Raw genomic sequence first — 13,716 nt, 5'->3', positions numbered from 1 at the left:
TATGAACAAAAAAATAACTCCTTATTTTATCCTTTTCTGTTTACTTGGGTTTTCTGCTTGCTGCCATGCTCAGGGGCATGGCATGGATAGTCGTGACTTACTGGATAATATTTTACAACGGTTTGCCAGCACATCCGCGCTATGGAGCAAAACCATGTTGAGTTACGCAAGATATTTGTTCTGGTCTTTGGCCTCAATCAGTATGGTGTGGACTTACGGCTTGATGGCATTGCGAAGAGCAGACATTCAAGAATTCTTAGCTGAAACAGTACGGTTTTTTGTGGTTGTGGGTTTTTTCTATTGGATTTTAGACAATGGACCTGCAATTGCAAAAGCGATCATAGACTCGATGCGGCAACTTGCAGCCAAGGCATCAGGAATTAATGAGCATGTCTCTCCTTCTGATATTGTGGATGTTGGGTTTGATATTGTTTCAAAAGCCATAGACAGCTCATCCATCTGGTCACCTGCAGCAACTACAGTAGGATTACTCGTTGCAGGGGTTATTCTGATTATATTGGCTTTAGTCAGTATCAATATGCTCATTATCTTAATCACCGCATGGATTTTAACTTATGGTGGCATTGTTTTATTGGGGTTTGGCGGTGGCCGTTGGACTCAGGACATTGCAATTAACTACTACAAAACTGTGTTGGGGATTGCATTACAAGCTTTTGCCATGATTTTAATTATTGGTATTGGTAAATCCTTTGTAGATCAATATTACGCTGCAATGTCTGAAAACATCATGCTTAAAGAAATGTTTGTCATGCTGGTAGTTGCCGTACTGTTACTGGTTCTTATTGATAAAATTCCACCTGCTTTAGCAGGCATTGTGTCAGGAGGTGGTTCTGGTGGTGGCGGTGGTCTCGGTCTGGGTGGTGCTATGGGAGCTGCTGGAATAGCTGGGGCTGCCATGACGGGGGCTGCAGGTAGTGTACTTGCCCAAAGCGGTGGTGGATTATCCGCACTCAATGCGGCATTTAAAGCAGCCAGCCAATCAACCAACTCTGGCGATACAAGTTCTCTGTCAGGGATGGATAAAGGCTCTAAAACCGGTGGTTTAGCCGAAGCCATGGGAACAGCTGCCAAATTTGCAGGTTCTTTTGGTTCCCATTTAGCATCAGGTACTATGGATGTGGCCAGTGAAAAAGCAAACTCGTTTAAAGAGGCCATTGCTGAAAAAATTGCTGACACAACGGGTGGGAAAATTGCTGAGGCAATTCAGAACAAGGTAGATTCACCCGCTTCTGAATCGCAAGAATCCAACGCACAAAATATTCTGTCTATGGGTACTCCTGGAGGTAGCTTTAGTTCAGGTACTGATACATCAGATGAGGTCAGTCAGTTTGTGAACCAAAAGGCATCTGGAGAGAGCCAATGAGCCAAAACAAACTGAATAAAGCCATAGGCCCTCAAGTCAGAGAAAAAAATCCTGGCAAGGCAAATAAAACGCATACCTGGTTAGTGATTTGTTCTTTTTTAATCAGCATACAAATTGGCACGCAGTTTTTCGCACATCAATTTCACTATGCTGATGTCTTGGGGACTTCATTCGCTCATATTTATATGCCTTGGCAGATTTTTAATTGGGCTATTAAATATCAATCTTATTACCCAGATTCGTTCAATGCTGCCTTTGGTCTGATTGTCATGATTGACTGTCTCTTTTTAATGATGATCGTGTTGGCTTCCAAATATTTTAAAAAGAACAATGTGAGTGATTACCTCCATGGTTCAGCCAGATGGGCTAATTGGGAGGACTTAAACCGTGCGAGCCTCATTGGACATGATGAAGGAGTTTATGTTGGAGCATTTGAAGATGACAAAGGAGAGATCCATTATTTGCGCCACAATGGACCTGAGCATGTTTTAACCTATGCACCAACACGCTCAGGGAAAGGAGTTGGTCTAGTGATCCCTACCCTTTTATCCTGGAAACAATCCTGCGTCATTACCGATTTAAAAGGTGAACTATGGGCAATGACCGCTGGATGGCGTCAGAAACATGCTAACAACAAAGTCATTCGATTTGAGCCGGCAACGTTAAAAGGAAGTGCACGCTGGAACCCACTAAATGAAATCAGAGTAGGTACAGAATCAGAGGTCGGTGACGTGCAAAACTTGGCAACACTTGTAGTTGATCCCGATGGTAAAGGATTGGAAACACATTGGCAGAAGACCTCTCAAGCCCTTTTAGTTGGTTTTATTCTGCATGCGATTTATAAACTGAACAATCAGGGAGAACCAGCTACATTTCCCAATATTGACCGTATGCTGGTTGATCCCAATATTAATATTGCCGACCTGCTCATTGAAATGACGCAATACCCGCATATTGAAGGAAAAACCCATCCTGTTATTTCAGCCTCTGCGCGTGACATGATAGACCGCCCCGAAGAAGAAGCAGGATCTGTATTATCTACTTTAAAATCTTATTTGGCGTTATACCGAGATCCGGTGGTAGCACATAACGTCTCGTCTTCCGATTTTTGTATTCGAGATTTGATGAACCATGAAAATCCTGTGAGTCTCTATATTGTTACTCAACCTAATGACAAGGCCAGGCTTCAACCTCTGGTTAGAGTAATGATTAATATGATAGTGAGACTATTGGCAGACAAAATGGAATTTGAGCGTGTATCCGATGACAAAGGATTATCTTATGTGAGTGCTAAAAAAACGTATAAACATCGACTGCTTTGCATGATTGATGAATTTCCAAGCCTTGGAAAACTCGATATTCTACAAGAGTCATTAGCTTTTGTTGCTGGTTATGGTTTAAAGTTTTACTTAATTTGTCAGGACATTAATCAGCTTAAAAGCCGTGAACGTGGCTATGGCCCTGATGAGACCATTACTTCTAATTGCCACATCCAAAATGCTTATCCACCCAACCGAGTTGAAACGGCAGAACATCTTTCCAAGCTGACAGGTCAAACGACGATTGTTAAAGAACACATCACCACCAGCGGTAAACGTTTTTCTACGTTCTTAAATCAAATATCAAAAACCATTCAGGAAATTTCGAGACCCCTTTTAACCGTTGATGAGTGTCTGCGTATGCCTGGGCCTAAAAAGGATTCAAATGGTTTAATTGTTGAAGCAGGCGACATGGTTGTTTATGCAGCGGGCTTTCCTGCAATTTATGGTAAACAGCCGCTTTATTTTAAAGATCCAGTGTTCATGGCTAGAGCCTCTGTAGAGGCACCTATTCACTCAGATATTTTACGTGTTCGTTTAAGTGAAGACGAGGTGATCCGGTTATGAAAAAACTGTCCATCATCATCGCTATTGTTTTGATAAGTACTATTGCTGCAGGCTCATTATTCCATTCTATGGACTTTAGGATAAATCTTACTGAATCCATTCCTGTAGGTTTATATCGCATCACCGGTGCAGAGCCGCTAAGAAATGCTTATGTGATTTTTTGCCCAGATGATAGGCAAACTTTCAGATTAGCCAAGAACAGAGGTTATATAGACCATGGTCTTTATTGTAATGGATATGGCTATTTAATGAAAAAAGTGGTGGCTGTATCTGGCGATATCCTCTCTGTGACAAATGAAGGAGTTTTTGTAAATCAAATGCTAATTCCTTATTCAAAACCAAAATTACAGGATGGGATGAACCGCGCTTTACCTCAATGGCAGGTAATGAATTATCAACTTAAAGTAAATGAAATCATGACGATGACCAGTCAAAGCGAATGGTCATTCGATGGTCGATACTATGGTCTTGTTCACACGAGACAAATCAAGGGAATGATCACACCCATATGGGTAATTAATAAACGGGAGAAAACCACATGAGTCATGAAACCGAGTTAATGGATGTGATTTTTGAAAAAATCGATGATTTAGTAATCCCTGGCTTTCTTGTCGAGGTCAGTCCAATAGAAGCAGACATCATGGGCGCATTTTTTGAAGATGCACTCAATGAAGAGGATGCGATGGAGGCTATTTATGACTAAAATGCCTTATCATCAAGTCGTTGCCAATCAAATTATTGAAAGCCTGAAAGCAGGAACAGCACCCTGGCTAAAACCATGGGAACCAGGCACAGGTAATGGTCAAGTTCCTTATAATCCAATAACAGGCAAACGTTATCGCGGGATTAATGCATTGTATTTAATGCTAAATCAAAGTGATGACAATCGCTGGTTAACCTACAAGCAAGCACAAAGCATGGAAGCTCAAGTACGCAAGGGAGAAAAAGGAACGACGATTCAATACTGGAAATTTCATGAAGAACAAATCAAACAAGATGATGCGGGTTATCCTGTGCTTGATGAGCAAGGTAATCCATTAAAAGTGCAGGTGAATCTTGAACGACCCAAGGTGTTTTATGCAACAGTATTTCATGCATCACAGATTGATAATATGCCCGAACTCATTACAAAAGAGCCGCACTGGTCCTTAATTGAAAGAGCAGAAAAACTACTGCTTAACTCTGGCGCCACCATTACTCATTCTGAAGCGGACAGAGCATTTTACAGATTATCGACTGATAGCATTCATCTTCCACCAAAAGAGCAATTTAAATCTGCAGCAAACTATTATGCCACTGCCCTGCATGAGCTTGGACATTGGAGCGGTCATCCTTCAAGACTGGATAGAGATTTAGGTCATCCCTTTGGTTCAGATGCCTATGCCAAAGAAGAATTGAGAGCAGAAATTGCAAGCATGCTTTTAGGTGCTGAGCTTGGTATAGGTCATGATCCTTCTCAACACACGGCATATATCAAATCGTGGATTCAAGTTCTGGAAGATGAGCCTTTAGAAATATTCAGAGCATCTGCAGATGCAGAAAAAATAGTTAATCACCTGTGTGCTTTAGAGCAAACCCAAAACATTCAACTAACAGAACTTATTGAAATCAAGGATGAGAAACTTAAAGAGGTAGCCGTTATGACTTCGGAAAACATCACTTCTGAAAAGGTCTGGTTAAGCATCCCCTTCAAACAAAAAGAGATAGCTAAATCCACAATAGGAAAACTCCCTGATGGAACACCAGGTATTGCCTGGGATAAAGTTCAAAAATGTTGGTATGCAAATCTTGGTGTCCCTGTTGAGAAAATCAAAGCCTGGCTTCCTGAAAATCAAATACTAACCCAGGATAAAACGCTTCCAGAAGATGAATTTAAAGCGGCATTGGTGAGCCTTGGTGCTATTGTTTCAGGTGAGCATCCAATTATGGATGGTAAACCTCATCGTATCTCCACAGAGGGTGATAAAAACGGTGAGAAAGCAGGATTTTATGTAGCTCATTTAGATGGCATTCCGGCTGGATATATTAAAAACAATCGAACGGGTGCTGAGCTTAATTGGAAATGTAAGGGTTACATTTTGACTGATGAACAGAAGACAACGCTTAAGACTGAAGCGCTTGAGCATCAACAGACTCGCCAACGTGAGCTTGAAACTAAACAAAAAAATACTGCATTAAGACTCAAGGAAAAATTATCAATAATGGCAGAGATTGTGGAACCCACACCTTACATGCAGGCTAAGGGTATTGAAGTTCATTCTGGCGTATATACTGATGAAGAAAGAAAACTAACCTGTATTCCGGCAATAGATTGCGAAGGAATACTTTGGACTGTTCAGTACATTGCTGAAGATGGCACCAAACGGTTTGCAAAAGATTCAAGAAAGGAAGGTTGTTTTCATGTATTGGGTGGTCTGGAAAAACTTTCAGGAACACCTGTCATTGTTATTGCTGAAGGTTATGCTACAGCTGCAGCTATAAAAGATGCAACTGGACTACCTGCTGTGGTCTCTGCCTTTGACTCCGGTAATCTCAAACCAGTCGCTAAAGCGCTACATGATAAATATCCCAATACTCCAATTATTGTGGCTGCAGATGATGACAAACACCTTGAGTTAACAAAGGGTATTAACCCTGGGAAAGAAAAAGGAAAAGAGGCAGCAGATTCAGTTAATGGATTCATCATTCTACCGGCCTTTGCTCCAGGAGAGCAGTTATCAAACCCTCGACAGTTTAGCGATTTTAATGATCTGGCTAACAACAGTAAGTTAGGGCTCGAGGGAGTGAAACGACAATTAAAATCAAAAATTGATAGATATGCTAAGTTAAATAGCCGTATGCTATTATCGCAAAAGACCAATGTGGTTCATATTGCATAAACTCATTTCAAATGGCAACAGATCAGTTCAATTGTTGCCAAAACTACCCATATCCTCATAATATGACGCATCTAGGTAATTACTATTCTTAGTTATGAGCGACTAAAACACTCTCTAAAAGCAGCTTAATCCTTAAAGATAATGTTTAACGTCAATGATGGCTTGTTAAGTCTGGTAATTTAATATCCTGATAAGTCATCAGAGTCATCATCCCAGTCTCTTGATGATAAAGCATATGACAATGCATCATCCAGTTGCCCGGATTATCGGAATCAAATTGAACCTTAACAGTTGATTTCGGCAACACCAAAACCGTGTCGTGCAACAGACCATCACTTATCTTTTTCCCATCAATCTCAGTCACTTCAAAGACATGACCATGCAAATGCATGGGATGAGCCATCATCGTTTTATTATTGAAGACAAGTTCAACCCGTTTGTTTTTCTGAACCGTTAATGGTTTTATTTCAGGCCACTTTTGGTTGTTAATTGTCCACACATAGGACATCATATCGCCTTCTAAATTGACTGTAAGCGTTTGTCCAGGAGTTTTAGCTGACATTGGCTGTAAGGCCTTAAATTTAAATTCCTGATCATAGTTTAAAGCGCCAACTTTGTTTGACGTTTTTTCATTTAGTTTAGGGATAGGCGCTTTAGGTGTCGTAAGTATTAAACCGGTTTGCATCGCAGTCCCTTCTCCTTGTGCAAGAATAGGATATGCGTTTTCACCTTGGGGAATGGTCACCAAAACATCAATCCGCTGTCCCACGGCCAGTTGAAATTGATTGGATTCTACTGGTTTAATCGCTTGCCCATCAATAGCAATCGCCTTACCTTTTAAAATGCCTGTATTGATAAAAAAATTAGACATTGCAGAGCCTGCGATAAACCTTAATCGAACAGTATCTCCTTGATGAACAGAAACAACTTCTGGATTCTTTAACGTTTTATAGTTGGTTAGGAATGCATCATAACTGACATCATTTAAATCAGCTTCCGCTTGGCTCGTGGGCATAGAAGACATACCACTACTATGATGCATGTGAGTCATTTGTCCTTTCTTTAGCTCACTTAAAATCACTTCTGGTTTTTTATAGCTAAAATCGCCAATGAATAAAGTAACCTCTTTATCACTTGCCTTATCTTTTGCGTCGGAGATAATCAAAGGTGCTGATAAAAATTGTTGTACCTGCAAATCATGATGCGAATGCATCCAATAGGTCCCAGATTGCTTGAGCAAAAAATGATAATGGTATTCACCGCCTGGGGGAATGGGTGCCTGCGTCACATAAGGCACTCCATCTTGGTTATTCGGTACAACGAGGCCATGCCAATGCAATACAGTAGGCTTATCAGTCTGATTTTTTACAACTGCATCAAACATGTCGCCTTTCACTCCGTGATATCCCCAAGTACCGTCAGGCTGCTCGATTCGAAACAACTCAGTAGGTTTACCATCCACTTCGGTTTGATATTTTTTAATCAACAACACGGTGGGTTTAATCGCTGTATGTAGGGTTGGATTTTGAACCGCAAGGGCTTGTCCAACATACAGGGCATTTAATGCAAGTATTGCTTGAACGCAAAAAGATAATTTCATAAAAAACACTCTTAATTAGATGATGCGATTTAGTAAAGGGCACGTAATTGGCTTAATATTTTTTCCAATTTATCCCAATTGGCTTGAGTTCCCTCCTTATCGTTTGCATCCCCTGTTTTATCAAGACGAGTAGCCAATTGCTCTACATAGCTTAAATTTGTTTGCAGTGTTTTTTTCTGCTCTTCAGATAAATCCTTGCTCAAGCCGTGCAGTGCATTAACTAAATCGCGAATAGCAAAAGCATGCTCATGAATGGATGCAAGTTGATTGTTTTTTAATGCCTGATTAATAGAAGCCGCTTGCTCATCAATGGCTTTCCAGATAGCTGGGATGGTTGATGGAATGGCTACTTTGGACGCTTCGCTGGTATCGGCAAAGAGTTTCAAAGGTATTGTCCAAATAAAAAAGCTCATTATCAAACTAAACCACTTCAACTTACGGTTGCATTGTACCTGATTCATGGTGTTTCTCCTTATTGATTTCATCTAAAGATTGGTGTCTTTCCCGCCATTGTTCAATGGCGTTATAGACCGTAGGAACAACAAACATATTGAGCACAGTGGAGGTGAATAACCCACCTAAGAGCACTTGCGCCAAAGGACGTTCTAATTCTTTACCGGCAGGTGAACCCCAAAGCAGAGGGAAAAGCCCAAGGGCGGCAGTGGCTGCTGTCATAAGTACCGGCACTAATCTATCGAGTGTCCCATCAATGACCACTTGATCTCGAGTTTTTCCCTGCAAACGCAATTGATTGTAGTGACTCACTAAAATAATCCCATTGCGTGCCGCAATCCCAAATAAAGTAATAAAACCAATCATGGCCGCCACACTCATCTCACCACTAGCGATAAAAAGTGATATCACCCCACCGATTAACGCCAAAGGTAAATTAAACATCACTAACAAAGCTTCTCTTAAGGTACCAAAAGCTTTATGCAGCAAGACCAGCATGATGAAAATAACTAAAGCACCGAAGGTAATAATCACTTTAGAAGCTTGTTGCTGGCTTTCAAATTGCCCGCCGTATTGGATAAAATAACCTGCGGGTAGTTTTATTTTTTCCTGTACCTCTTGTTCGACATCAGCAATTACACTGCCTAAATCACGCCCTTGTACGTTAAAGCCTATCACTAATAACCGCTGCACATTTTCCCGATTAATAGCAAAGGGTTGAGGCTCCACTTTAATCTCGGCAACAGCTCGCAAAGGAACTTGACCAGAAGTTCCCTCGGCTTGACCATGCGCGTCAATCAACATGTTTTGAATGGCCTTAATGCTATCTCGTCCAGGTTTATTCATACGAAGGTACAAATCAAAGGTACGCTGTCCTTCTAAAACATTCGAAACACTGACTCCATTTAAAAGTACTTGTACGTCTTCAGAAATTTGCCCTACATTGACCCCATAACGTGCCGCCTTTTCTCGGTCAATTTTAATGATGAGTTGCGGTACATTAATCTGCTGCTCTTTATTGACATCAACAACACCCGGAACAGATTTTAAAACCGTCTCTAAAGAGTGACCTAATTCATTGAGCGTCGTTAAATTATCACCAAATAACTTCACCGCCACTTGGGCACGAACCCCTGAAAGCACTTCATCCATACGATGGGCAATGAACTGACCCACATTAAACACAGCACCTGGAATATTGGCTAAATCAGTACGAATTCGTCGTAATAGCTCATCAGGCGGTATCGATTTGTCTTTAGCAAAATCAAGTCGCACATCAAACTCACTAACATTAGGTGGCAGAGCATCCTCATCCAACTCACTGCGACCTGCGCGTTGCGAAATCGAGATGACTTGTGGGTAGCGCATTAAGGATTTTTGCACCTGTTGCCCTAAGCGCATCGACTCTTCTAATGAAGTTCCTGGCAAGGTGCTCATGGCGATAATGAAATTCCCTTCATGAAACTCCGGTAAAAAGGACGTACCAAAAAAGGGAAGTAAGGTTAATGCAAATAAAAAGGCGGCCAGCGCCATGGCAACTACGGCTTTAACGTGTGCTAAAGACCAGTGCAGTGTCGTTAGAAAATGCCTCTTAAGCCACAGGACAAACCGGGTTTCAGACTCTTTCTCATGCTCCGTTTTTTGCTCTACCCCATAATGACGCTCACCCTGGGATAAGGCATGTAGGCTCACTTCAGTGTCCTCTGCTTTTTCTTTGCCACGAACTAATAAAAGGTAACACAGTGCTGGGACCATAGTAATCGATACCACCAAAGAACCCAATACTGAAGCAATATAGGCAATGGCCAAAGGGCTAAAAATACGCTCAGCAATCCCTGATAAAAAGAAAATAGGCAAAAAGACAAGGCTGATAATAATGGTGGCATAAACAACTGAACTTCGTATCTCAAGTACTGCATCAAACACCACTTCAATGGCAGGTAAAGGATGGGGTTCTTGGCGGTTTACTCTTAAACGGTGCACCACATTTTCAACCGTGATGATGCCATCATCTACGACCTCTCCAATTGCAATGGCCATCCCGCCCAGTGTCATTGAATTAATCCCGATGCCAAAATAGTGAAGCACCAATAAACCAATAACAAAGGATACTGGCATGGACAGAAAGGTAATAAATGATGCACGCCAATTCATTAAAAACACAAAAAGCACCGCAATGACAATGATTGCCCCTTCAAGAAGAGCGCGAGATAGATTATGAATCGCTGATTCAATAAAATTGGCTTGACGAAAGACTTCCGTTTCTAACGCCACACCTGCGGGAAGAGTGAGTTTGATGTTTTTTAACGCCTGCTCCACTTTAGTCGTGGTTGTCACCGTATCCGCACCATAGGCTTTGGAAATGGTACCAATCACCGCAGGCTTTCCATTGTAAGCACCATCACCGCGCTTTATTTCACCGCCAAAAGCAACTGTAGCCACGTTATTAACCGTGATGGGAATACCTTTTCGTACCACAATAGCGGTTTTTTTAATATCATCTAAGGACTGGATTCGTCCAATAGTTCCGACCACAAGCTCGCTACCGGCTTGGTGAACAAAAGCGCCTGGTACGTTTTGATTCGCAGTGGTTAACGCCTGGCGTACTTCTTCGATGGTAATCCCATAAGAAAGCATGCGCTCAGGAATTAAGCGCACTTGGTATTGCTTGACCTCACCACCAAGTGACACGACGGCCGCAACCCCACCTAATGCCAGAATTCGGGGTCTGATGGTCCAATCTGAAATGGTGCGTAATGTTTCAGGACTTACCGTATCACTGATTAAGGCATATTTGACAAGCCAACCCACGGCTGAGGTTACGGGCAACATGACTGGAGAATTAACACCTGGTGGGAGTCGATTACTGACTTGTTGAATACGCTCATTAACCAGTTGTCGGTTACGGTAAATATCCGTTCTGTCATCAAAAACCACGGTAATGGTGGACAAACCTACCGATGTTTTAGAGCGTACACTGGCCACACCTGGTGTACCATTAATCGCACTTTCCAAAGGATAGGTAATCAGCGTTTCCACATCTTGGGTGGCCATGCCAGGCGCTTCGGTTTGCACCACCACCTGCGGAGGGGCAAATTCCGGGAAGACATCCACCGGCATTTGTTTTAAGGTGTAGCCACCCAAGAGACAAAGAACCAGCGTTAGCGCTAGAATTAAAAGACGATTATGAAGCGACCAGGCAATTAAGCGTGTAAACATTAGTGTGGCTCCTCATGACCGAGTTTTTTTGCACCGCCGCCACTAAGAGATAAGGTGTATAACTCGCGATTCCCCTGAGTCACTACCTCATCGCCAGGAACTAAACCTTCTTTAATTTCAGTATAATTATCATCACGAGTCCCAAGGCTAACCACCGTCCTATCATACTGGGTACCATTCTTCACAAACACAAAGGTGGCATTATCAATTTCCAATATGGCGTTATTAGGTACCGTAAGCGCTGCCTGAGTAAATCGTAATACCACGTTGGCGCGCACAAACATGCCGGGTTTTAATAATCCTTCTTTATTATCAAGACTAACTTGGACATTCACGGTGCGCGTTAAGGGATCTAAGTTTGGTTCAATAAGCGTTATTTTTCCTGGAAAAATACGCTTGGAATAACTTAAGACATGCACATTCACATCCAACCCTACTTTAATCTTGCCCAAATCCTCTTCATACACTTGAACAATAGCGAGCACTTGCTCACGATTACTGATGTGAAATAAAACGGTGTTGGGTTCTACCGCCTGCCCCAAATTCACATTGCGTGCATCAATAACACCTGAAATAGGCGCTTTTACCGCGACACTAGGTGGTGGATCACCAACTAGGCGAGATTGTACCGTGGCCAATGTTTGTCCTTTGGTAACACTGTCCCCAAGATTGGTCACAATATCGGTTACCGCGCCACTAATACGCACATTCACATCGGCCTGTGCATTGGGCAGTAATTGGATTTGACCATTTAATGCCAACAAGTCAGCCATGGGGCGCGGCGTGGCTTCAGAAACCTCAATGCCAAGCATCTTGGTTTGTTCAGGAGTTAATGTAACCGACTGGGCTGGACCTGACGTGCTGACTTCAATTTCGTCTCCATGCGCCATTAGCAATGACGAATGAAAGAGAATACCCAGTAAAACAATAACCCACACTCTTTGGCGGATAGAATTAAATGTATGAATCATTTGGTCACGTCCTTGGTTAAGGATAAATACGAGCAGAATCCGTTTGTATGTGGTGCTCCAATAGCCGTACATAAGGCAACATAGGATTGAAAATATTGTCCCATGGTCGTTAAGTAGGCCATTTGTACATCATTTTGCTGCCTTTGCACCTGCAAGACATTCAAAAAAGAAACTTGCCCATTTTGATAGGCTTCACGAGCAAGTTTCACGTTTTCAAGCCCTAAACGAAGGGAGGTGCCTTGCGTTTGCGCGACACTAGTTTTAAGAGCATTAAGCTGGCCATAATTGCTCGTAACCTCTGTTTCAATCGTGAGATTTAAAGCATCTACTGAGATCATGGCTTGAGTTCCAGTTGCGGAGGCCTCCATAATTCGCCCTTGATTGCGATTGAGTAAAGGCAGAGGAATGGATAAGGAAACCCCTAATGTGCGATCAGCTGGTTGCGGTAACCCGCCTTCCACAACGATTTTATCTTGTTGCACTCCAGCACCAAGAGTCCAATCGGCAAAGCGCTCAGCTTGGGCTAAACGTCTATCGGCCATGGCGCGTTGTCCAGCAAGTAGCAAAGCCCTCCTGTCAGGACGATTACTGAGGGCGTGATTGATTAGGTTTCCTAATGGAGGAATGCCTTTTGCTATCCTAATCGTTTTTTTAACGTTCAGTGGCGAATTGGGTGTTTGACCAATGAGTTGATTTAAAAGGGTATATTGGCTAATTAGCTGACTTTTTAACAGTTGTTTTTCTTGAGTAATACGTGCGTATTCAATGCGAGCCGAATTATCATCCAATTTAGAAATTTCAGCGGCATGGTAGCGATTATGAATAACACGCACCAACTCTTGATTTATCTTTTGTAAATAATTTAATTGTTGCATGCGGTTCTCTGCGATGACCACCGCATAATAGGCATTAGCAACTTTGGCACTTAACTGCCGAGTCGCCTCAAAAACCTCAGCCTGGGCGCGAAGAATATCAATGCGTGCCACTGTTTTTTGCTTGGCAATACGACCTGATATGGGAAAGGCCTGGTTAAAGCTGATACTTCGCGAATATTCACCCTCGTTATTAAATAATCGGTCGTCGTTGTTATTTAAATTAATATTGGGATTTGACCATAATCCTGCTTGTACCAAGCGTGCCTCGGCAATAGAGATGGCAAAACGCGCTGCTTTTAAATCCTTGTTCTGTTGAATTGCCAGTTGTGTCAGCTCTTTGAGATTCAACGGGGATTTTGCATGTGCTAATACAGGCATTAACAGTGTCAGCCCTATCACAAAATACTTAAAGCCCCTTTTCTGATTCATCATGTACATTCTGTCCCTAA

The 13,716-nt window shown here is 42.2% G+C and carries 10 protein-coding genes; 5 read left to right on the top strand and 5 right to left on the bottom strand.

What is annotated here, in order from left to right; translation table 11 throughout:
* Position 1 precedes the first annotated feature (1 nt).
* From trbL to LXA66_RS11625, 5 genes are read left to right on the top strand one after another with little or no spacing between them, the layout of a single operon-like run.
* Complete coding sequence (gene trbL / locus LXA66_RS11645) at positions 2 to 1,384, top strand: P-type conjugative transfer protein TrbL (protein WP_027269501.1); 1,383 nt, start codon at positions 2 to 4, stop codon at positions 1,382 to 1,384.
* Positions 1,381 to 3,270: a type IV secretory system conjugative DNA transfer family protein gene (locus LXA66_RS11640; protein WP_027269500.1), complete on the top strand. Its 1,890-nt coding sequence runs from the start codon at positions 1,381 to 1,383 to the stop codon at positions 3,268 to 3,270. Before trbL ends, LXA66_RS11640 begins: the two co-directional genes overlap by 4 nt.
* Positions 3,267 to 3,812: a conjugative transfer signal peptidase TraF gene (traF, locus tag LXA66_RS11635; RefSeq protein WP_027269499.1), complete on the top strand. Its 546-nt coding sequence runs from the start codon at positions 3,267 to 3,269 to the stop codon at positions 3,810 to 3,812. Before LXA66_RS11640 ends, traF begins: the two co-directional genes overlap by 4 nt.
* The gene (locus tag LXA66_RS11630) at positions 3,809 to 3,973 is read left to right on the top strand and encodes a hypothetical protein (RefSeq protein ID WP_027269498.1); all 165 of its coding nucleotides are present in this window, start codon (positions 3,809 to 3,811) and stop codon (positions 3,971 to 3,973) included. Before traF ends, LXA66_RS11630 begins: the two co-directional genes overlap by 4 nt.
* Entirely contained in the window at positions 3,966 to 6,149 is a 2,184-nt protein-coding gene (locus tag LXA66_RS11625) for a zincin-like metallopeptidase domain-containing protein (protein ID WP_027269497.1), read from the top strand. Before LXA66_RS11630 ends, LXA66_RS11625 begins: the two co-directional genes overlap by 8 nt.
* A gap of 151 nt (positions 6,150 to 6,300) precedes the next feature.
* Here LXA66_RS11625 and LXA66_RS11620 read toward each other — a convergent pair whose 3' ends face one another.
* The 5 genes from LXA66_RS11620 to LXA66_RS11600 are packed head-to-tail and all read right to left on the bottom strand — an operon-like array spanning position 6,301 to position 13,699.
* Positions 6,301 to 7,749, bottom strand: coding sequence for a multicopper oxidase family protein (locus LXA66_RS11620; RefSeq protein ID WP_027269496.1), 1,449 nt, complete (start codon positions 7,747 to 7,749; stop codon positions 6,301 to 6,303).
* Positions 7,750 to 7,778: 29 nt separating this feature from the next.
* On the bottom strand, positions 7,779 to 8,210 hold the full coding sequence (locus LXA66_RS11615; protein ID WP_027269495.1) for a hypothetical protein: 432 nt from the start codon (positions 8,208 to 8,210) through the stop codon (positions 7,779 to 7,781).
* A complete protein-coding gene (locus tag LXA66_RS11610) occupies positions 8,185 to 11,421 on the bottom strand; it encodes an efflux RND transporter permease subunit (RefSeq protein WP_027269494.1) in 3,237 nt (1,078 codons plus the stop codon). The genes LXA66_RS11615 and LXA66_RS11610 overlap by 26 nt, the downstream gene beginning before the upstream one ends.
* Positions 11,421 to 12,392 carry an efflux RND transporter periplasmic adaptor subunit gene (locus LXA66_RS11605; RefSeq protein WP_027269493.1) on the bottom strand — a complete coding sequence of 324 codons (972 nt, stop codon included), beginning with the start codon at positions 12,390 to 12,392 and terminating at the stop codon, positions 11,421 to 11,423. The genes LXA66_RS11610 and LXA66_RS11605 overlap by 1 nt, the downstream gene beginning before the upstream one ends.
* Positions 12,389 to 13,699 carry a TolC family protein gene (locus tag LXA66_RS11600; RefSeq protein ID WP_370637256.1) on the bottom strand — a complete coding sequence of 437 codons (1,311 nt, stop codon included), beginning with the start codon at positions 13,697 to 13,699 and terminating at the stop codon, positions 12,389 to 12,391. The genes LXA66_RS11605 and LXA66_RS11600 overlap by 4 nt, the downstream gene beginning before the upstream one ends.
* Positions 13,700 to 13,716 lie beyond the last annotated feature (17 nt).

This window comes from Legionella sp. 16cNR16C (assembly GCF_021297775.1).
Taxonomy (GTDB): Bacteria; Pseudomonadota; Gammaproteobacteria; order Legionellales; family Legionellaceae; genus Legionella_C; species Legionella_C quinlivanii_A.
This window is presented reverse-complemented; position numbering and strand designations above follow the sequence as displayed.

Coding starts and splice junctions, on each gene's coding strand:
- trbL (WP_027269501.1), top strand. CDS start 2: ATGAACAAAAAAATAACTCCTTATTTTATCCTTTTCTGTTTACTTGGG.
- LXA66_RS11640 (WP_027269500.1), top strand. CDS start 1,381: ATGAGCCAAAACAAACTGAATAAAGCCATAGGCCCTCAAGTCAGAGAA.
- traF (WP_027269499.1), top strand. CDS start 3,267: ATGAAAAAACTGTCCATCATCATCGCTATTGTTTTGATAAGTACTATT.
- LXA66_RS11630 (WP_027269498.1), top strand. CDS start 3,809: ATGAGTCATGAAACCGAGTTAATGGATGTGATTTTTGAAAAAATCGAT.
- LXA66_RS11625 (WP_027269497.1), top strand. CDS start 3,966: ATGACTAAAATGCCTTATCATCAAGTCGTTGCCAATCAAATTATTGAA.
- LXA66_RS11620 (WP_027269496.1), bottom strand. CDS start 7,749: ATGAAATTATCTTTTTGCGTTCAAGCAATACTTGCATTAAATGCCCTG.
- LXA66_RS11615 (WP_027269495.1), bottom strand. CDS start 8,210: ATGAATCAGGTACAATGCAACCGTAAGTTGAAGTGGTTTAGTTTGATA.
- LXA66_RS11610 (WP_027269494.1), bottom strand. CDS start 11,421: ATGTTTACACGCTTAATTGCCTGGTCGCTTCATAATCGTCTTTTAATT.
- LXA66_RS11605 (WP_027269493.1), bottom strand. CDS start 12,392: ATGATTCATACATTTAATTCTATCCGCCAAAGAGTGTGGGTTATTGTT.
- LXA66_RS11600 (WP_370637256.1), bottom strand. CDS start 13,699: ATGATGAATCAGAAAAGGGGCTTTAAGTATTTTGTGATAGGGCTGACA.